Annotated in this window: 17 protein-coding genes; 10 read left to right on the top strand and 7 right to left on the bottom strand. The window is 67.1% G+C overall.

Going from position 1 to position 20,770, the window contains the following annotated elements; all coding sequences use genetic code 11:
* Nucleotides 1–6: 6 nt before the first annotated feature.
* On the top strand, nt 7–426 hold the full coding sequence (locus AB0F86_RS20870) for a hypothetical protein (protein ID WP_225281970.1): 420 nt from the start codon (nt 7–9) through the stop codon (nt 424–426).
* Here the strand turns inward: AB0F86_RS20870 and AB0F86_RS20865 are convergent, their stop codons facing one another.
* From AB0F86_RS20865 to AB0F86_RS20840, 6 genes are all read right to left on the bottom strand, one after another.
* A complete protein-coding gene (locus AB0F86_RS20865; RefSeq protein ID WP_181701290.1) occupies nt 427–768 on the bottom strand; it encodes a hypothetical protein in 342 nt (113 codons plus the stop codon).
* Between the two features lie 130 nt (nt 769–898).
* Nucleotides 899–2,236 (bottom strand): phosphoglucosamine mutase, encoded by a 1,338-nt coding sequence (glmM, locus tag AB0F86_RS20860; protein ID WP_181701292.1) that lies wholly within the window; start codon nt 2,234–2,236, stop codon nt 899–901.
* Between the two features lie 139 nt (nt 2,237–2,375).
* Nucleotides 2,376–2,897: a 30S ribosomal protein S9 gene (gene rpsI, locus AB0F86_RS20855; protein ID WP_084457283.1), complete on the bottom strand. Its 522-nt coding sequence runs from the start codon at nt 2,895–2,897 to the stop codon at nt 2,376–2,378.
* Entirely contained in the window at nt 2,894–3,337 is a 444-nt protein-coding gene (gene rplM / locus AB0F86_RS20850; RefSeq protein ID WP_022567307.1) for a 50S ribosomal protein L13, read from the bottom strand. Before rplM ends, rpsI begins: the two co-directional genes overlap by 4 nt.
* A gap of 180 nt (nt 3,338–3,517) precedes the next feature.
* Complete coding sequence (locus tag AB0F86_RS20845) at nt 3,518–4,819, bottom strand: hypothetical protein (RefSeq protein ID WP_356984949.1); 1,302 nt, start codon at nt 4,817–4,819, stop codon at nt 3,518–3,520.
* Nucleotides 4,820–4,889: 70 nt separating this feature from the next.
* Nucleotides 4,890–7,427, bottom strand: coding sequence for an FHA domain-containing protein (locus tag AB0F86_RS20840; protein WP_181701294.1), 2,538 nt, complete (start codon nt 7,425–7,427; stop codon nt 4,890–4,892).
* Nucleotides 7,428–7,534: 107 nt separating this feature from the next.
* Here AB0F86_RS20840 and AB0F86_RS20835 point away from each other — a divergent pair, with 107 nt between their 5' ends.
* On the top strand, nt 7,535–8,980 hold the full coding sequence (locus AB0F86_RS20835) for a metallopeptidase (RefSeq protein ID WP_181701296.1): 1,446 nt from the start codon (nt 7,535–7,537) through the stop codon (nt 8,978–8,980).
* A 1-nt stretch (nt 8,981) separates the two neighbouring features.
* On the opposite strand, the gene AB0F86_RS20830 is transcribed toward AB0F86_RS20835, so the two are convergent.
* The gene (locus AB0F86_RS20830) at nt 8,982–10,259 is read right to left on the bottom strand and encodes an FHA domain-containing protein (RefSeq protein WP_357171701.1); all 1,278 of its coding nucleotides are present in this window, start codon (nt 10,257–10,259) and stop codon (nt 8,982–8,984) included.
* Between the two features lie 167 nt (nt 10,260–10,426).
* Here AB0F86_RS20830 and AB0F86_RS20825 point away from each other — a divergent pair, with 167 nt between their 5' ends.
* The 8 genes from AB0F86_RS20825 to AB0F86_RS20790 all read left to right on the top strand — a co-directional run bounded on the left by AB0F86_RS20825 (nt 10,427) and on the right by AB0F86_RS20790 (nt 20,766).
* Complete coding sequence (locus tag AB0F86_RS20825) at nt 10,427–11,617, top strand: hypothetical protein (RefSeq protein WP_356984951.1); 1,191 nt, start codon at nt 10,427–10,429, stop codon at nt 11,615–11,617.
* Between the two features lie 56 nt (nt 11,618–11,673).
* Nucleotides 11,674–12,864, top strand: coding sequence for a hypothetical protein (locus AB0F86_RS20820; RefSeq protein WP_356984952.1), 1,191 nt, complete (start codon nt 11,674–11,676; stop codon nt 12,862–12,864).
* Nucleotides 12,861–14,096, top strand: a complete 1,236-nt coding sequence (locus AB0F86_RS20815; protein ID WP_356984953.1) for a hypothetical protein — start codon at nt 12,861–12,863, stop codon at nt 14,094–14,096. Before AB0F86_RS20820 ends, AB0F86_RS20815 begins: the two co-directional genes overlap by 4 nt.
* Nucleotides 14,097–14,172: 76 nt before the next feature.
* Nucleotides 14,173–15,684 (top strand): serine/threonine-protein kinase, encoded by a 1,512-nt coding sequence (locus tag AB0F86_RS20810; RefSeq protein WP_356984954.1) that lies wholly within the window; start codon nt 14,173–14,175, stop codon nt 15,682–15,684.
* Nucleotides 15,685–15,887: 203 nt separating this feature from the next.
* Complete coding sequence (locus AB0F86_RS20805) at nt 15,888–16,976, top strand: hypothetical protein (protein WP_356984955.1); 1,089 nt, start codon at nt 15,888–15,890, stop codon at nt 16,974–16,976.
* The gene (locus AB0F86_RS20800) at nt 16,976–18,172 is read left to right on the top strand and encodes a hypothetical protein (protein WP_356984956.1); all 1,197 of its coding nucleotides are present in this window, start codon (nt 16,976–16,978) and stop codon (nt 18,170–18,172) included. Before AB0F86_RS20805 ends, AB0F86_RS20800 begins: the two co-directional genes overlap by 1 nt.
* A 220-nt stretch (nt 18,173–18,392) precedes the next feature.
* Nucleotides 18,393–19,532 carry a hypothetical protein gene (locus AB0F86_RS20795; protein ID WP_220139712.1) on the top strand — a complete coding sequence of 380 codons (1,140 nt, stop codon included), beginning with the start codon at nt 18,393–18,395 and terminating at the stop codon, nt 19,530–19,532.
* Nucleotides 19,533–19,542: 10 nt separating this feature from the next.
* Nucleotides 19,543–20,766, top strand: coding sequence for a hypothetical protein (locus AB0F86_RS20790; RefSeq protein WP_181700667.1), 1,224 nt, complete (start codon nt 19,543–19,545; stop codon nt 20,764–20,766).
* Nucleotides 20,767–20,770: the final 4 nt, after the last annotated feature.

The raw sequence follows: 20,770 nt of genomic DNA, 5'->3' as shown, positions 1-20,770 counted from the left end.
CACCCCATGGCATTAGGCATCGACACCCGCGTCACGCTGCTCGTCACCGGTCTCATCTTTCTGAGCGCCCTACTGCTCGGGATCTGGAAATATCGCGGCATCCGGGTCGACGGTGCCGCCCACGTCTACGTCGACATCGCGCACCGCGCGGCCCTGATGTATTCCTTCGCGGGCCTGGTGCTTGCCGTGTTCACCGAGCTCAGCGCCTGGCCGACGCTGGTGAATCTGGCCGCCGACCTGGTGGTTCTCGCGTTCTTCGCCGGGGCGATCGCCAGTTACGTGATGCACGGCCTGCGTCGCGACACCACCGACCAGTTCGCCGGGGAGATCTCCGGCGCGCTGAAGCTGTCGATGTACGGGCTGATCGTGGGTGAGGTCGGTGGTTTCCTCGTGCTGTTCACCGGTTTCATCGCCGGGCAGTTCTGATCAGATCGGTTGGACCACAGCCGTTTCCGCCGCACCGAACAGGTCGATATCGGACCCGAACTTGATCCCGACCAACCCGGCGACGAGCGTGGCGAGCAGGATCGCGACAACCACGATCAGCGACCGTGAGCGCGGCGAGGGCCGTGGCACCGCCACCGCACCGCTGCGCGACGTCTCGGCCTCGATGCGCTGACCGTATCCTTCGTCGCGGATCGGCACCGTCGGCGAATACCCCTGCGGCACTTCACGACACCCCGGCCGTCCGCACGCCCCACCGCAGCGGTGGGGCTCGCCGTACTCGTAGTACTGATCCTGGTAGTTGCGGGCAGGCAGCGGCGCCATGATCGGCCCCCTTCGAATCGTGCTGCGCGCCAAACTCTCCGGTGCGCCGAGCAAGCACACGCGCCACGGGCACACAGGTCCTTACGGCGTAGGCCGATAGTAGATGCAGCGGCGACGGCACGCCAGCCGATCAGACGGCGGCGACCTGCTTGGCCAGGTCGTCGGCCAGCTGACGCGCCTGCGCCGGATCGGTGGCCTCGACCATCACCCGAACCAGCTGCTCGGTGCCGCTGGGGCGCAACAGCACCCGGCCCGACTCGCCGAGCATGCGCTCCGCCTCGGCCACCGCGTCGCGCACCTCGGGGGCGGCGGCGACCGCGGCCTTGTCCGACACCTTCACGTTCACCAGCACCTGCGGCACGGTGCTCATCACCGACGCCAGCTCCCCGAGCCCGCGACCGGTCTGGGCCATCCGCGCCATCAACCGCAGCCCGGTGAGAACACCGTCGCCGGTGGTGCCGTAGCGCGGGAAAACCACGTGACCCGACTGTTCGCCACCGAGACTGAACCCACCACGACGCAGCTCCTCGAGCACGTAGCGGTCGCCGACAGCGGCGGTGAGTACGCGAATACCGGCCGCGCGCATAGCGATATGCAAACCGAGGTTGCTCATCACCGTGGCGACCAGGGTGTCTTCGACCAGTTCGCCCGACTCACGCATGGCCAGCGCGAGTACCGCCATGATCTTGTCGCCGTCGACCACCTCGCCGGCGGCGTCGACCGCGAGGCACCGGTCGGCGTCGCCGTCGAGCGCGACACCCAGGTCGGCGCCGTGGGCGAGCACCGCGGCCCGGACCGCGTCCAGGTGGGTGGAACCGCAGCCGTCGTTGATGTTGAGACCGTTGGGTTCGGCGTTGATCGCGATCACCGTCGCGCCCGCCTCCCGGTACACCTGCGGCGCCACCTCGGCGGCCGCGCCGTGTGCGCAGTCGACCACGACGGTGAGCCCGGACAGGTTCTCCCCGGTCGATTCGAGCAGGTGCTCGACATAGCGTTCGTGGGTGCCCTCGACGGTGTAGTCGCCGCGCACGCGACCGATGCCCGCGCCGGTCGGGCGCACGGTGGTGCCGTCGGCGATCAGGGCCTCGATCCGCTGTTCCACGGCGTCGTCGAGCTTGTGCCCGCCCGCCGCGAAGATTTTGATGCCGTTGTCGGGCATGGGGTTGTGCGAGGCGGAGATCATCACGCCGAAGCACGCGTCGTACAGGCCGGTGAGGTAGGCGACGGCCGGGGTTGGCAGCACACCGACGGACAGCACGTCGACACCGGTGGCGGTCAGGCCCGCGGTCACCGCGGCCTCGAGCATCTCGCCGCTGGCCCGCGGGTCACGGCCGAGGACCGCGACCGGACGCTTCTTGCCCCGGCTGAGCACCTGCGCCGCCGCACCGGCGACCCGCATCGCCAGCTCCGGGCTCAAAGACTCGTTGGCGAGCCCACGAACGCCGTCCGTACCGAAAAGCTGTCCCATACCTGCCCCTTGTAGGTGGTCCATATACAGCACGAGAGCAGGCGACCAGCCGTGCTGGAAGCCTGCTCTCGCACACGTGCTCCGCAGACCGTACCGCCTCAGCCAAGGTAGGCGAAGACGGTGGTCGGCAGTGCCGAAATCAGCGCTTCGAGTACTGAGGCGCCTTACGGGCCTTCTTGAGGCCGTACTTCTTGCGCTCGGTGGCACGCGGGTCACGAGTCAGGAAGCCGGCACGCTTGAGCGCCGGACGATCCTCGGGAGTGACCTCGATCAGCGCGCGGGCGATAGCCAGACGCAGGGCGCCTGCCTGACCCGAGGGGCCGCCGCCGTGCAGCAGGGCGACGATGTCGAAGGACTCGGTCCGCTCGACAGTCACCAGCGGGGACTTCACCAGCTGCTGGTGCACCTTGTTCGGGAAGTAATCCTCGATGGTGCGGCCGTTGAGGGTGAAGTTGCCGGAGCCCGGAACCAGTCGCACGCGGACGACGGCTTCCTTACGGCGGCCGACGGTCTGCACGGGACGATCGATGACGATCGGCTCGTAGGACGCCTCGTAGACGGCCTCGCCCTCGTCGTAGCCTTCGCCGTCTTCGACGACCTCGACCACGGTCTCGTCGACCGCGTCGAACTCTTCGGGGGTGAACTCTTCAGGAGCGGTCACTGGGCCACCTGCTTGATCTCGAACGGAACCGGCTGCTGCGCGGCGTGGGGGTGGTTCGGGCCTGCGTAGACCTTCAGCTTGCCCGCGATCGCGTTACCCAGCTTGTTCTTCGGGATCATGCCCTTGACGGCCTTCTCCACGAGACGATCGGGACGGGTCGCCAACACCTCGCCGACAGTGCGCGACTTGAGGCCGCCCGGGTGTCCGCTGTGGTGGTGGATCAGCTTGTCCTGCTTCTTGTTGCCGGAGATGGCAACCTTGTCCGCGTTGATGATGATGACGAAGTCGCCACCATCGACGTGGGGTGCGTAGGTCGGCTTGCCCTTGCCGCGCAGCAGGCCAGCGGCCTGCACGGCGAGACGGCCGAGGACTACGTCAGTGGCGTCGATGACGTACCACTTGCGGGTGACGTCACCTGCCTTGGGGCTGTACGTAGGCACAGTCGTTCCCTGTCTGTCGTCGGTGTTGCCGGCCAACTGTTATGGATCCCGTAATCGAGATTTGTCCCGGCGGCCGGTGGAGACCCGGGACATCGCGGAGACACCGAACCGCGAACGGGTCGACGTTCCACACGCCAGCGGCCAACGATACCAGCCGGGTATGACGCCCCCACAATCGGACTAGATGACCACCGGCGGGCCCGGGTCGGTGGTGCGCGCCGGACCAGGGATCAGGTAGCGCAGGTTGTCGATGCCGGGGGTGGCGCACCCGTCGGCCAGGTTGCCGTCCGCGGTCGCGATGCCCTCGGGCGGCGTGGTGTTGACATACGGGGTGAACGCGCAGTCCGAGGCGTCGGCCGCGAGGGTGGTGTCGGTCTGCCAGCCGGTGGCGGCGAGCGCCAGCGCGCCGAGCACGGCGGGTGCGCCGAAGAAACCCTTCTTGACCTTGCCGAGGAGCTTTCCGCGCTGGTCGGCTTCGTCGTCGAGCGCGTGCCGCCCACCGGACTGGGCGGGCGGTCCGGCCACGAAACCGGCGGGCCCCGGCGGCTGGGCGGCGGGCGGCGCGGCCGGCGGCGCACCCCAGCCGACCTGGGCGGCATAGGCCTGCCCCGGATGCTGCGGCTCGGGGTAGTCGTCCTCGTCGAACGGCTCGGTGACCAGCAGATGCGCGGCGCCGAGCACCAGCGCGTGCATCGGGTGATCGGCCACCTGCAGCCGCTGTCCGAGGTGGTTCTGGAAGGCCAGGCGCAGCGCGTCGTTGAAGCACACGTTGCCCGCGAGCAGCACCGTCGAGGTGTCGGCGCCGATGGAACGGGCCGCGGCCATCGCCTCGATCACCACGTTGTCGGCGGTGCGCGCGTCGCGCAGCGCCTCCGGGTTCACCGAGACCTCCACCGATTCGGTCGGCTGCTCGTCGTCACCGTGCACCGCGACGACCAGCAGCGTGCGGCCGTCGGAGTAGATGCCGGTGGCGCCGATGCCGGTGTGGTGCCGCTCGCTCGGCGGCGAGACCAGCCCGAGCGCGCGCAGGTATCCCGACAGCGCGACGCTCTCCGGTAGCGGTTCGACGACCACGTCGAGCTGTTCGACCAGCCCGGCGTAGACCTCGACCTTCTCCTCCGGCCAGCTGTCCGGATACGGCAACGCCACCAGCTGCGGCTTACCGCGCAGATACTTGCCGACGGCGGCCAGCGGGTTGTAGAGCCTGGCCCGGAACACCAGTTCGGCGGGCCAGGTGGCGCCGGCGATCACGATCTGTGGGTGCCCGAGGATGTCGCGCACATCGGCGATCGCCATCCCCAGATCGGGTCGCTGCCGGTCGACACCGGCGGTGTGCAACCTGCCCGCGGCGTCGGCGAGCAGGTAGGCGGGCGGGGTGTAGGTGCCCTCCACCTGAACCGGGCGGATGGGGGTCTCACCACCACCCGCGGCGACAGACACCACATCCCACCCCAGATGCAGGGCGCCAACTCGAACGGTCACAGGCTCAAGTGTGCCCGGTCGACGCTCGACACGCGCAGTGTGTCCACCGAAACGGCTTCTACCTGCCCGATCATGCCTGCGACCTCTTCAACCGCAGGCGGGTCCAGGTGAGGAACGCCAGGGCGGAGGTGATCACGAGCACCATGACGATGTCGAGGATCCAGATGCCGACCGAGTGCGTCCACAGCGAATCGTCCTGCGCACCCCAGAACAGATTCTTCAGGTCGACGGTCGACGCACCCGACGCGTACCCCCAGCGAGCCGGGAACAGGTACGACACCTGCTCGAGGCCGACACGGTCGGTCACCGGGATCAGACCACCGGCCATCACGAGCTGCACCATGATCATCACCACCAGCATCGGCATGACCTGCTCGTTGGACTTGGCCAGACTCGACATCAGCAGACCGAACACCACACAGCAGACCGCCGTCATGGCGATGTCGATGTAGAGCTCGATGCTGCCGTTCGGAATCAGCGACCCGGCACCGGGCGGGTTCTTGCCGAGCAGGGTGATGCCGATCAGCACCGCCGACTGCAGGAACGCGACCACGCTGAACACCGCGATCTTGGCCAGCAGGTACGCCGACGGCAGCAGCCCGACCGCCCGTTCGCGGTGGAAGATCGTCCGCTCACCGACCAGGTCACGCACGCTCAGCGTCGCACCCATGAAGCACGCGCCGAGGATGAGCACCACCAGCAGCTGCTGGGTCTCGCTACCACCGGACTTCGCGAACGACCCGTCGGGCTGGGCGACCAGCGGCCCCGCGGCGAAGCCGTTCTCACCGGGCACCACCAGCGACAACGCGCCGAGAATGAACGGCAGCACCACCAGGAACACCAGGTAACCGCGGTCGGCGAAGATCAACCGCAACTGCCTGCGCGCCAACGTGCTGAACTGCCGCATGCCACTCGACTGCGGCGGCGCACCGGTGTTGCCGCGCTGCAACGGCTGCGGCGGCGGTGGCGGCGGCACATAGGCCTGCCTGGACCGATACGCCGCGAAGGCCTGGTCCGGGTTGGCCGCGACATTGGCGAAGATCTCGGCCCAGTCGCTGGTGCCCATCGCCGCACCGACGCCACCGGGGTGTCCTGCGAAGGCGGTCTTGCCACCGGGCGCGAGCAACACCACCTGGTCACACATGTCCAGGCAGGCCACGGAGTGGGTGACCACGATGACCACGCGACCGGCGTCGGCCAGTTCGCGCAGCATCTGCATGACCTGCCGGTCCAGCGCCGGATCGAGGCCCGAGGTCGGCTCGTCGAGGATCAGCAGCGACGGACCGGTGAGCAGCTCCATCGCCACCGACGCGCGCTTGCGCTGACCACCGGAGAGCCGGTCGACCCGGGTATCGGCGTGCTGGGTGAGCGAAAGCTCTTGCAACACACCGTCGATCACCTGCTGACGGTCGGCCTTGGTGGTATCGGGCGGCAGCCGCAGCTCGGCGGCGAAACCGAGGGCCTGGCGGACGGTGAGCTGACGGTGCAGCACATCGTCCTGCGGGACCATGCCGATACGCGAACGCAGCGCCTCGTATTCGGCGTGCAGGTTGCGGCCCTCGAAGGTGACCACACCGCCCGAGGGCTGGGTATTGCCCGCGATCAGCTTCGACAGCGTCGACTTGCCCGCGCCCGAGGGGCCGATCAGCGCAGTGAGCGTGCCACGCCCTGCCTGCATGTTCACATCGACGAGCAGCTGCTTGTTGCCCTCGACGGTGAACCCGACCCCGTGCACCGTGAGACCCAGCTCGGCGACCGGCTTCTGCCGGTGCACCAGCGCACCCTGCGCGACGACGAAGTCGATGTTGCCGATGGTGACGATGTCACGCTCGCGCAGCACCGTGCGCTGCTGACGATGACCGTTGACGAAGGTGCCGTTGGCCGACCCGAGGTCCTCGACGACCAGCCCCTCCGGTGAGGAAACCAGCCGTGCGTGCTTGCGCGAGGCCAGCGGGTCGTTCACCACGATCTGGTTGTCGGAGGTGCGGCCGATGCTCAGGCCGCCGGGCGGGATGCGGTCACCGCGCGCCACCGGTTCGGTCGAGGCCGCCTTGCGCACCGGCGGCAACATCGAGGAGTCGGCGCGGCGGGTCATATTGATGTTGTCCTGCGGCGCGACCGGCTGCGACGGCAGCTGCGAGGTCGGCACGTACTGCGGCCGGGCGGGTGGTTGCTGCTGTTGAGGCGTCGGATGTGACGGTGGCTGGAAGGCGGGACGCTGCGGCGGACGATGCTGCGGTTGTTGCTGCGAAGGCGGCGCCACCATGGTCGCCGCGTGCCGCGATCCCGCCCCCGGCGCCGCGGGCACGAGGTGCAGCAGTGGCCCGCTGATCGCGTCGCCCAGGCGTACCTGGGTCGGCCGGTCGATCGAGACCGGCTGACTCAGCCTGCGTGCGTCGACGAAAACGCCGTTGGTGCTGCCGTTGTCGGCGAGTACCCAGGCGCCGTTGCTGAAGCGCAGAGTGGCGTGCACGCGCGAGACCAGCGGACTGTCCACGAACAGGGTGACCTCGGGCGCACGGCCCATGGTGATCTGCTGGCTCGCTTCGAAGACTCGTTCGGTTCCATCATGGCGCACGGTGATGGTCTGCGCCCCCGGTGAAGACATGGAGCGGATACTATGCCATCGCCCGGACATCGGCGGTGCCCCCGAGACGGCTTCACACCCGATCCGGCGACCGACCTGCACGTGTATCCGGCCGACCAGGGGGACCGATGCCGAAAGGCCAAGTGCTCGTTGCCATCACCGCCGTGCTATGCGCACTGCTGAGTGTGGGCTGCACACGGGCGGTCGACGGCCGCGCGGTCTCGATCTACGACGACCCCTTCCGGGTGGCCGGTTTGCCGACCACCGGCGGCCCGAACGGCCCACGACCGGGCGTCGCGGATTCCTCGCTCACCGCGTCCAACGGTGACGGCGGCGAGGTCGACGCCCTTGCCCTCAACGCCATCGAGGACATCCAGACCTACTGGGAGTCGGTGTTCGGCACCGAGTTCCGTGGTGAGACGTTCGACCCGGTCACCACCCTCATCTCCTGGGACGCGCGTGCCCCACGAAACTCGGCGGTCGAGTTCTGCAAGGAAACCACCTACCACCTGGTGAACGCCGCCTACTGCCGCAGCGACAACTCCATCGGCTGGGACCGCGCGATGCTGCTGCCCACGATGAGCGAGACCTTCGGCCCGATGTCGGTGGTGATGGTGCTGGCCCACGAATACGGGCACGCCATCCAGACCATGGCCAAGATGGTCACCAAGAAGACCCCGGTACTGGTGAAGGAACAGCAGGCCGATTGTTTCGCCGGCGCGTTCATGCGCCATGTCGCCGAGGGCAAGTCGAAGCACTTCACGATCAACACCTCCGACGGCCTCAATTCCGTGCTGGCCGCGACGGTTTCGATTCGCGATTCCGATCCCGACGATCCGGAGAGCGTGCACGGTTCGGCATTCGAGCGGGTCACCGCGGTTCAGATCGGTTTCACCGACGGTGCACGCGGCTGCAAAGGCATCGACGAGGACGAGATCGAATCGCGCCGTGGCAATCTGCCGCAGAGTTTCTCCGGCGACCAGGGACGCGGCGAATACCCGATCACCCAGAGCAATCTGGTGGAGCTGAGCAAGGCCCTGCAGGCGATTCTGCCGGTCCAGCAATCACCCTCCTACGACTACTCGGGATCGCAGGTGGAGTGCGACGACGGTGCCGTCACCGACCCGGTCACCTACTGCCCCACCAAGAACGTGATCGCCACCGACGTGCCCGGCCTGGCCGAACGCGGTTCCGCCGACGACAGCGACGACGGCCCGCTCCCGGTGAAGGTGAGCGGCGACTACAACGGCTACGTCCTGTTCATCTCCCGCTACACCCTCGCCGTGCAGCGCAGCAACGGCCAAGCGCTCACCGGCGCGAAGACGGGCCTGCGCGCGGCCTGCCTGTCGGGAGTGGTCACCGGCAAACTCGCCGAGCCCGGCCGTCCGGTCAGCCAGGGCGACATCCAGCTCTCGGCGGGCGACCTCGACGAGGCGGTCTCCGGCCTGCTCACCGACGGCCTCGCCGCCAGCGACGCCGAAGGCAACACCGTCCCCAGCGGCTTCTCCCGCGTCGACGCCTTCCGCGCGGGCGTCCTCAACGGCGCGACGACCTGCGAGTCGCGCTACAGCTGACTCAGCCGAAGGGCGGCGGGGCGGCGGGTTCGTAGCGCAGGACCCGGTTACCGATCATGATCTCGGTGCCGGGGACGAGCACCAGCGGCTGGTTCGGGGTGAGCCGGATCCAGTCGCGGTAGCCGGGCGGCCGGCTGCGAGTTCCGTTGGTGGAACCGCGATCCAGCAGTTGCACGTCCCAATTCACCAGGTGCACTTCGGCATGCGCGCGTGACATGCCGCCGGACGTGTCGTCGATGCGCAACGGGATCAGGCCACGTTGCGCCGCTTCGGAATTCTCCGGGTCGCGCCCGATCACCGCGTCGGCTGCCAGCAGGTAGGTCATGCCGTCGTCGAGGACGAGCATGCCGAGCGGCGGGCGGACCACTTCGGCCAGTGCCTGGGTCTGGTCGACCGGCATGCCGCACACCGTGCAGAACGCCGAGCGCGGGTCACTGGGATGCGCACGCGCGCACTTGAATCCCATCACCTTGACGGTCAGTACCGTCGAACGGGCCGTCGCCTCGAGCCTGCGCTGCAGATCGGGGTCGGGCTCGGGGGCGGGATTGGTCCCGGCGGTGCGGGTTTCCGCGTTGTGCGGGTCGACGAGGTCGTGGTTGGTTCCGGTCACCGCGTCCAACATGGAGGTCGCCGGCTGCATCCCCGTCGCAGGCGCCTCGGCCGGGCGCGAATCCTGTTGCGGTGGGCGCGGTTCCCGATCGATGCGGGCAGTGGGCGGCGGCAGACGTCGGGCGCCGGGGTCGGCAGTGCGCACCCGGCTTCGCACATCGTTGGCCCACACCACGGCCCCGGCCGCCTGCGCGATGCCTTCGACCAGCCAGCCGACGCCGCGTTCGGCGGGCAGGTCGGGGATGCGGCCCTTGGCATCGTCGACGAACAGCGCCACGCCTTTGGCGGGTTCGGAGGCCACCCGGTCGACGGTGAACGCCGCGTCACTACCCCGGTAGTACTCGGGGCCCCGATCGCCTGCGAGCACGGCGGTCACCGCGCCGTGCAGGAAGATCGCGACACCGCCGTTGTCGGCGGCCGAGAGCACCCCGAAGTCGATCGGCACACCCGGCGAGATCTGCTCGGCATGCTTCATCAGCCACCGGGTGGCCTCCCGCGCGACCGAGGCGCCCGGCCCGCCCGGTTCCGCCTCCACCGCGGTGCGGACGAGCTCGGCCAGCGATTCCAGTGCGACGGCGGCGGTGGATTCCGGGGTGAGGCGTCCGGGCTGCCGGTGCGCCACCGCGATCACCGCTCCCGCCACGTGCGCCACGGCATGAGTGCCCGGCACGATTTCGACCTGCCGATCCCTCACAGGTATCGGCCTCCACCGGAACCACGCAGCAGGGTCGTCGACATGACATCCAGACTATGGCAAAGCACCACACTTAGGGCCCCCTGGGCGGGCTTGTTCCGGTAACTTCACACCTACAGCGGGAGGAACACCGAGGGGCAGCCATGATCAGGATCCGCGTCGCGTTCGCATTGTCGGCAGTCACGATCGCCCTCACGGGCTGCGCGGTGAGTGGCACCCCCGTCGCAGGTGAGATCGATGTGCGCAAACTCGAGGTGGGGACCTTCGCCGTCGAGAAGCGTTCCCACGATGAAAAGGCCGGTAGCGCAGGTCCGCTCGTGGAGGGAATGCGGATGTCGGGCGCCGTGCCGCCGACGGTCCGGATCGATCCTTCGATGTCGTACGGGCGCGGGTCGACCGTGATCCCGTCGGTGGAACGCGCACTCGACTTCATCGCCAATGTGTCGCGTCCGGTGCTCGAGAACCGCAAGTTCGTCACCGGCTATGTGACGCTCGGTGCCGACCGTGCCGATCCCGACGGCAGCAAACGACCCGGTGCCGACGCCACCGCCATCACCACCGCGGTGCTGCGTTTTCCCGACAGCGCCTCGGCCACGCTGGCCGCCCGCGAACTCGAGGACGTCGATCTCGCCGTCTCCCCGGACAACCGCAAGCTCGCCTCGACCAAATATCCCGAGGCATATGTGCATTGGCGTCCCGGCATCCCCACCGTCGGGGCCTTCCACGCGCACAAGGAATTCGTGATCTCGCTGTTCGTGCAGCGGCCGCGGGCCGACGCCGACGACCTCGTGTCCTGGATCGATATGTCACTGGAAGCGAGCCTGGCTCAGCTCGCGAAGTTCACCCCGACCCCCTACGACAAGCTCGCCGATCTGCCCGTCGACCCCGACGGCATGCTGGCCCGCGCCGTCGTCGAGGACACCACCGAGACCGAGCCCGACCAGAGCACCTTCGCCGTGTACAGCCCCGAGCACATCGTGAGCCGGGTCGACGACGAGACCGCCCGCGAACGCCTCCTCGAAGCCGCGGGCGCCGACCGGTACGCCCTGGTCGAAGGCGGCGCCATCGCCCGCGTCCGCGATCAGGCGGGGGCCGAAGCGCTGATGCAGGGCTTCATCGACTCGGCCGAGCACTACGATTCCGTGCCCGCGCCCACCGATGTGCCCGGCGCCAAATGCTTCGAGCTCAATTCGAAGGGCGACTCCGACGTCGATTCCGAATACCGCTGCTACGTTCCGTACAAGCGGTACCTGGCCATTGTCGGTGCCGAGCAGGAATCCGAGATCCGGCAGAAAGTGGCCGCCCAATACGCGCTGCTGGCCAACAGTTTGTAGGTCGGCAGAACGGGTTACTATTCCGCCGACCATCGTTTCGGGGAGGAATGATCGCCGTGCCGTCGAGGAAACCGTCCTGCGCCGCACTGGCGACCGTCCTGCTCACCGGCCTGCTGGCGTGCGGTTCCGGGGAGGAACCGGCCTCGGCCAGTGATCCGCCGGTCGACCTGGCCACCCTCGATGTGGGCAACTACCCGACGCAGCCACGGGTGGTCGGCGCCGTCGCGAGCATGGATCAGGCCCGGTTCATCGAGGCCGAACGCCTCGGCGATCACGTCCCCGCCCCCGCCGATATCGATCCCCGGTTCATTCACACCAACCCGTCGATCGCCTCGGTGTTCATCGATCCCGGGGCCGCGCTCGGCAAGATCATGGCCGTCGACCGGTTCGGCGAGGTCGCCCCCGACTTCATCGGCGGATTCGTGAGTTCGGCCCAGACCGCGCCCGACAACCACGGCATCGACATGGTCAACGCCGTCATGATCTTCCCCGACGCGCAGAAGGCCACTGCCGCCGCGACCGCGCTCGAGCAACTCGACTTCGGCTACGCGCCCAACAATCAGCCGATCGAGATACCGGGTTACCCTGCGGCGAAGGCACATTGGCAGCCCGACCAGCAGTCGATCGGATCGTGGTTCGCCACCGGGCAGCTGGTGATCTACACCTGGTTCTACGACTATCTGAAGATCTGGCTCGGCAAGGTCGACAAGCAGGCCCTGCTCGAACTGACCCGCAAGAGTCTCGACACCATCGTGGCATCGGTCGCGAACTTCACTCCCACAGCCGATCTGATGACTCTGCAGCGTGACCGCGAAGGCATGCTCGGCCGCACCGCGCCCCGCCCACGCGAGGATTCCTGGCTCAACCCGCCCGGCGTCTACGCGGGCCGCACCGCCCGCCATTTCACCTCCGACCCGGTGAGTACGACCGCGATGATCACCGACAACGGCGTCGACCTGTACGCCAGTGACGGCGCCGATGTCTACCGGGCGCGTGATATCGCGGGCGCCCAGGCCGTGCGCGACGAATTGGGCGGTCTCACCCGCAAATTCACCGCGGCCGACCCACCGAAGAATCTGCCGAGCGCCAAATGCAAGGAATACATCGGGCGAAATCAGCGCTTCGCGATCCGCTTCTATTGCGCGGTCTCCTACGACCGCTACGCCGCGTACGTGTGGTCCAACCAGCTCCTCGACGTGCAGCAACGCGCCGCCGCCCAGTACGCCCTGCTGGTGAACGCGTCATGAGGATCCGCCGTTTCGCGATCGCCGTGTTCGCCGTCGTCCTCGCGGGCTGTGGTTCCGAGGTCACCGGTACCGCGCTGCCCGGCGAGATCGATATCCGGACCTTGGATGTCGGCAGCTTCCCCACCGAACCGGTGAACGCCCACGACGACGATCCCGTCCCCGACTTCTACGAGATGTACAACGTGGCCGGTATGCGTATCGCGAGTCACGTCATCGACGCCGCGGCCATCGATCCGCAGATGAAGTACGGCACCGGCGCCCGCGCCTTCTCCGACGGCACAACCCCGTGGGAGCTCGGCGATTACGACGTCGTCGAACCGATCGCCGAAAAGCACAAAATGCTCTACGGATTCCTGTCCACCGGCGCCTCGACCGACTCCACCGTGAGCTCGACCGGGTGGCCGTTCAAGGAACCGACGAACAAATTCACCGCCGCCACCATGGTGCTGCAATTCCCCGACGCCGCCCGTGCCACCGCCGCGGCCCAGGAATTCCACGACGCCGACCTCGCCTCCCACGCGGGCCGCAACCAGCCCGTCAGCATCCCCGGCTACCCCGCCGCCCGCTCCCACTGGCGCCCCGACTCACCGTTCCTGCGTACCCTGCTCCCCCACGGCCCGTACGTGCTCGCGTTCCTGCTCTCGGTCGACAAACCCGACCTCGACGCCCTCACCACCCGGGCCGCCACCGCCTACGACAAGCAGATCGGCGCGCTGGCCGACGTCCCCGTCCTCACCGACGAAGAGGTCTACACCCTCCCGTTCGACCCCGACCACCTGCTGGTCCGCACCCTCAACCCCGACCAGTTCACCTTCCCCGAAGGCGACGGCACCCACACGGTCACCACCAGGGCGGGCGCCCTCCACTTCGCCGGCGCCCCCGGCGTCCCGCTCTCCCCCGAACGCGACCGCCTCGCCGAGCAATTCGCCGCGATGAACGCCGAACAGGTCGCCTTCTCGCACGGTTCGATGGCCATCCGCACCGCCGACCAGGCCTCGGCCCTGCGTGCGGTCACCGACAAACTTCTCCCCAACCACGCCAAAGCCGACGCGGCGCCACCACCCAATCTGCCGCACGCGGCCTGCACCGAGAACCGAACCCTCGACGGGGCCAAGCGTTTCAGCTGTGTGGTGGCGTACAAGCAGTACGTGGGTGTCGTCGGCGGCAACCAGTTGCTCGACGCGCACCAGCGCGCGGCGGCGCAGTACGCGCTGTTCGCCAATACCCGATGACCGCCCCGCCCACGCCCGTTTCGCTATGCTCCGGCCCGAGCGGGACAGGATGCACCGAGTCAGGAGATCGTGAGATATGGCGATGAGCCCCGGCACCATCGTCGGCGGGTACCGGATCATCCGGAAGCTCGGCGCGGGCGGGATGGGCTCGGTCTATCTCGCGGCCCACCCCAGCCTGCCCCGCACCGACGCGCTGAAGATTCTCAGCGCCGAACTCAGCAACGACCCCGAGTTCCGTGCCCGCTTCGAGCGGGAGGCGAATCTGGCTGCCGGACTGGATCATCCGAATATCGTCTCGGTCTTCAACCGCGGCGAGGAACACGGCCAGCTGTGGATCGCCATGCAATTCGTCGAGGGCACCGACGCCGCCGCCGAACTCGCCCGCGACCCGCAGGCCATGACCCCGCTGCGCGCCCTGCGCATCACCACCGAGGTCGGCAAGGGCCTGGATTTCGCGCACCGGCGCGGCCTGCTGCACCGCGATGTCAAACCCGCGAACTTCCTGCTGTCGAGCAGCTACGGCGACGAAGAGCGCGTCCTGCTCACCGACTTCGGCGTCGCGAAGTCGACCGACGACGCCTCCGAACTCACCCAGACCGGCAACTTTCTCGCCACCATCGCCTACGCGCCGCCGGAGCAGCTGTCGGGTGCGCACCTCGATCACCGCGCCGACATCTACAGTCTCGCCTGCTCGTTCTTCAAGCTCCTCACCGGCCGAAACCCGTTCCCCGCAACGCAACCGGCCATGGTGATGATGGGTCACCTGCACGAACCGCCGCCGCGGCCGACCGTGGTGCGCCCCGGCCTGCCGCCCGCGATCGACCACGTCATCGCCCGCGCCATGGCCAAGAACCCGAACGAGCGGTTCGGCACCTGCCGCGAATTCACCGACGCCGCGACCGCCGCCCTGGTCCCCGGTTCGCACCCCACCGGCCACCACACCGCCCCCACCTACCCCGTGCAGGTGCCGCAACAGTGGTCACCCACGCCGACCGGCGCCGTCGCTCCCGCCCCCGCGAAATCCAAGAACAAACTGCTGCTCGCGGGCGCGTCGGTAGTGGCCGTCGTCGCGGTCGCCGCAGGCATCGGTATCTGGGCCTCGAGCGGCGAATCCACCCCGCCCGGCCCCGCGCCCAGCACCACCGCCGCCCTGACCCCGCTGGAACAAGCCCGCAAGGACAACCCCGCCTTCGCAGGCAAAACCGTCCTCATGGTCGACGTGGCCGCCGACGGCAAACTCGCCACCTACCTCGGCGGCACCCTCCCCACGAAATTCTTCGAAGACCTCGGCTTCGTCTACAACTTCAACTACACGAAAACCGGCGAAGAACCCTCCCCCCGCCCAGTCACCAGCACCACCGCCCGCTTCGACACCCCCGACGACAGCTACATCCTCGCGGTCCGCAGCGACGAAAAAGCAGGCGGCGGCGGCCTCCTCGGCCTCCCCTACCAACTCACCGGCTCGCGAGCCACCGTCATCCCCATCGACGACCCCCTCACCGTCACCGCCATCCGCACCTGGACCACCACCTCCGACCAAACCCTCCTCTCCCGCCTCGTCCCCATCCTGAAAAACCGGGTGAAGTAGCCGTCGGCCGCAGACGCGGTAGCCTGTCGATCGGTTGTACGCCGCGATACGCGGTGATCGGTTGGAGGGGGAACATGCGGCTCGGGCGATTCGCTGCGTTGACGGCGGTCCTGGTGCTCGGATCCGGTTGCGCGGCAACAGTATCCGGCCAAGCCACGCCGAGGACGACACCGGTCGACCTCGCGGCCCTGCAAACGGGCGCTATGGTCACCGAACCGACCGACTTCGAACTGAACTTCAGCTCGCACGCCGCACAGCGGGTCAGGCTGATCGAAGGGCGGCGGTTCCTCAACGTCCTGGTCCACCCGACCGACTTCGTGCCGACCCTGACCGAGTTGAGCTACACCAAGATCTTCGCCGACGCCGAAGAGATGACCAAGACCGGTGGACTTCCAGAGAAGTTCAAAGATGCTGTCACCACCAATGATCTGGTCGCCGGCGTCTGCACAACACGAACGAACGGCAGCAGCCGTGACTTCGAATCCCTGTTCGTCGGGATCCTGGAATTCGGCACAGAGCAGAACGCCGTCGCGGCCGCAGCCGCGATGTACGCCGTTGGACTCACGCAGGAGGACTCCCGGCAGCCGGTGGCGATTCCGAGCTACCCGGGCGCGCACGGCTCCGCATCGGACAGCAGCGTCAACGCTTTCCAGCCGCACGGCCGATTCGTGATCGTCACCGCGATGCAGCCGGTAGCAGACCGCATCTCAACGGCCGACATGATCAAGAACGTGCTCGACAAGCAGATCGAGGCGCTGGACAAGTTCCAGGCCGTCGCTGCGGACGACCTGCTCGATCTGCCACTCGACCAGGATGGCATGGTTCGGCGCACGATGAGCAAGTCCCCGGTGGGAGACCCTTTTCAGATGGGCTTCCACAACGAGGATTTCGGCATATTCCTCCCGTCCGGGATCCTGCATTACGAGCGCAACCCTCACGAAACCCGCAAAGCGCTGGAAGACGCGGGGGTCGATCTCATCGGACGCCGCTACAGCACGGTCTACCGAACCAGGGATGTCGAATCCGCCTTCTTGCTGCAAACCGCGCTCGCTCGGCGCGGCAAGCACGACACCGTTCTCGAGCCGCCGCCTGGCATCGCCGATGCTCAATGCGTGCGATTGGCCGAACCCGACAAGAATCGCAACTACAACGGTTTCTGCGTCCTGGTGTACGAACGGTATGTCGCCGTGGTGATGTCTCAGGCATCCCAGTTGAACAGCACGCAGCCGTCAGATCCGACATTGCAGGAACGCACAGCCGCGCAGTACGCGATTCTGGCGAAGAGCGAGTGATGAATATGCGAAAGCTCCGCGCGTACAGCGCCTTTTCGGCCCTGATTATCCTCTCGAGCGCCTGTGGAGGCTCATCGGAGCCCCCTGCTCCGACCGCACCCGAAGTGGATATCAGCAAGCTGAACTCCGGGAACTATCCGACGACGCCGGTCGATGTCGAGGCGACGAGACAGCCACTTTCAGGGGCCGTTCGAGAATCCATCATGATCGGTGCCGCGTCGCCGATGCCATACGACTACGACCACCGATTCGTCTACAACCGGCTGCGGGTGAGCCGCGAAATCACCACAGGCAAACCACCGTGGTACCCGGGGACCGACTTCAAGGGCGCCGAGGAAACACTCGACGCCATCCCCGGTGTGGTAGCGGGCTGGCAGACCGCCGCCTCCCGCCGTGCCCACATCTATACCGGCCGTGAAATCGACACGATGGTGGTCCGGTACACCGACGACGACCACGCGCGGTTCGCCTACGAGGAGTTGGCCAAGCGCACAAACGGTGTCCCAGGAGAAGTGCCCGGCTACCCGGATGCGCAGGTACGGGTCGCGATCACGAAGGACTCGTTCAGTACTCAATACATGCGCGCGTGGCTGGTTCGCGGCGATCTGCTCATCCACGCTGCGCTGAGCGACCCGGTCAGTGTGCCCTACGACGCGGCAGCCAACGCCGACATCGTCAAACGCTTCTTCGACAAGCAATTGGCCATGCTCGAGTCCTACTCCCCCACCCCCGTGGCCGAGATCGACAAGGCCCCCTTGGACGTGGACGGTTTGCTCACCCGTACCCTGCCCGCCGAGGATGGACTCGCAGTCGGCCGCGTATATCCCAGGCAGGCCCTGCTGCACCTGGCAAATCGACCCGACAGAATGATGCCTGCCTTCGATGACGCCGGCGTCGACTACGCCGCTGCCGCAGGCGGCTCGGTGTATCGCACACGTGACGCGGCCGCAGCGGTCCGGTACCTGGCGGCAGAGGCCGCCGACATCGACCTCAGGTACGAACCGATGGACGCACCTGCCGAAATGCCCGGCGCGCGGTGTTACAAAGCCAAACCTGGTAAAGCGATGGCCATTGCTCTGCCGCCGACTTGTCTGACCACAGTGGGCCGATACGTTATCGGGTCGGTCGGAGCAAATCCACAGGACGCTCATCAGCGCCTCGCCGCTCAGTACAAGCTTCTTGCCGGATACCAGTGAGCCCAGCGTCTGACAAGGAAGTCATAACCGTCGGTGCGCTACTATGCCCGCGAACCAGATCACCGGGGACGAGGTGGGCCGACGAGCTCACGATCGGATCGAAGAGTTAGTTGGAGGGGGAGGCGTGAGGTTCTGCCGTGGCGCATCGATAACCCGTTTCGCAGTTCAGGCGGCAGTCGCCGGCGTCATCACGGCCACCGTCGCCGGGTGCGGCGGGCAGGTGTCCGGCTCAGCGACACGCGAGGCGCCTGACACCTCGGGTCTCGACTTCGGCAACTACCAGACCGAACCTCGGGTGGTCGGCAACGCCAAGAGTCTGACCCAGGCACGCGCGTGGGAGGCTCAGCGTCTAGCGGACTACGTGGCAGTCCCGTTCGAGGTCGATCCCGCGTACGTCCGTGACGCGCGATTCGATTCGTTCGTTCCGAGCACTCAAATCGTGCTGAACCGCAAGGGTCTCGGCGGGCTCATCGTCAACGACACTTTCGACGAGGTCGCCGAAGACCTCGTCGCCGGCTGGCTGAACTCGTGGGCCACCGCACTCGACGCCGAGAACAAGTCGCGCAAGCTGCATCTCTCGGTGCTGATGTTCCCCGACGCGAAAACCGCGGAGTCCGTGGGACCGACGCTCGAGCACGACGACTTCACCTTCAACGCCGAGAACGTGAAGGTGCCGATCACCAAGTACCCCAAGACTTTCGCGCATTGGCGCCCGTCGGTGTCCTCGATCGGTTCGTGGACCGTGCACGACCGCTACGTCATCTTCATGAAGATCGACGACGAGACGCGGGCACCGGACCTGCCGTGGCTCACGAGCCAGGTGGAGAAGACACTCGAGGTGCAGATCCCCCTGCTCGACAAGTTCGTGCCGACGCCCTCGGACAAACTAGAGCACGTCCCGCTCGACCCCACCGGACTGCTCGGCCGCACCCTGCCCTCGGATCCCGGCGCACCCGTACGCGCGCAGCCCGACGGGTATTCCACCGGCCGCGGCGCATTGAGCTTGTTCGCCGAACCGTCACCGGATGTGCTGGCCGATTTTGCCGAGCATCAGATCGACCTCATCACCTTCGGCGAGGCCGTCATCTTCCGTTCGACCACAGCGGCAGGCGCGAATGGCATGTACCAGGAGGCGATTGCCCCGGCGGACGACAAGCAAGAGGTCGAAACGCCCGAAAAGCTCCCCGTGCCCGTCAAGTGTTTCGCCAATACCTACAAAGACTCCGAGGGCCAGGTGAAACCCGTCGACCACATCTGCTACCTGCAGGTGGACCGCTACGCCGTGCAGGTTCGCAACAAGAACCTGCAGGACCTGCACCAGCAGACGACCGCGCAGTACATTCTGCTGGCCGCTCGATAAGGAATCCGCGATGAAGAATTCCCTGCGGCTTATCGGGCTGCTAACCGTACTGACTCTTGGATCAGGTTGTGCTTCAACGATTTCCGGTCAGGCCAAGCCAGGCGTCACCCCCGTCGACATAGCCGCGTTGAAGACCGGCGCCCAGGTCGTCGAGCCCACTCCCTTCGAACTCAATTTCAGCTCGCATACGGCACAACGCATCAGGTTGATCGAGGGTCGGCAGCTGCTGAATCTTCTCGTCCACCCGATCGATTTCATGCCGAGCCTCACCGAACTGGACCACACCCGGATCTTCGCCGATTCGTCCGAGATGTCGAAGACCGGCGGACTGCCGAGCACTTTCAACGCGATCGTCGACCAGAACGACCTGGTGTCCGGGGTGTCGACAGTTCGGACCAACGGCAGTGCTCGCGCCACCGAGTCGATGTATGTGGGCGTGCTGCATTTCGGTACAGCCGAGAATGCCAAGAACGTCTCCACCGGGATGTTCGAAGTGAGTACGCGAGGGGAGCCACCCCGCCAGCCGATCGAAATTCCGGGCTACCCCCAGGCCAACGGCACCATCGGGACGGCAAGCGTCAATGCGTTCCAGGCGCACGGACCGTTCGTGGTTGTCACCTCGATCCAGCAGCCCCAACCGGACCGCACCGCCTTGCCGCAGAAGATCCAGAAGGTGCTGGACGCCCAGATCAAAGCGCTGGACTCCTACAAGCCGGTTCCTGCCGACGACCTGCTCGACCTACCGTTGGATCAAGACGGCATCATGCGCCGGACCATGGGCAAATCGCCGGCCGGTGACCCGTTCGGCATGAGTTTCCATCAGGAAGATTTCGGCACCTTCCAGCCCTCGGGCATCTTGCACTACGAACGCCATACTCTCGAGACCCGCAAGGCATTCGAAGCGGCGGGTGTCGATTTGGTCGGCCGCCGCTACAGCACCGTTTACCGCACGCGCGACGTCGAGTCCGCGTTCCTGCTACAGACCGCGCTGGCCCGACGTGGCAAAGAGGACGCCGTGCTGGATCCGCCGCCCGGCATTGCCGACGCCCAGTGCGTGCGGCTCTCGGATACCGACCCCAACCGTGGCTACAACGGCTTCTGTGTGCTGGTACACGGCCGTTACGTCGCGGTGGTGATGGCGATGGCGACTGCGTCTCGCACCGCACTGCAGGCCGATCCGGTGTTGCAGGAGCGGACCGCCGCGCAGTATCTGATCTTCGAGAAGAGCGAGTAGACGA

It is taken from the genome of Nocardia sp. NPDC023733, from assembly GCF_040639775.1.
Taxonomy (GTDB): domain Bacteria; phylum Actinomycetota; class Actinomycetes; order Mycobacteriales; family Mycobacteriaceae; genus Nocardia; species Nocardia rosealba.
The sequence above is the reverse complement of the archived record's forward strand: the minus strand, read 5'-3'. Positions and strand labels throughout refer to the sequence as shown.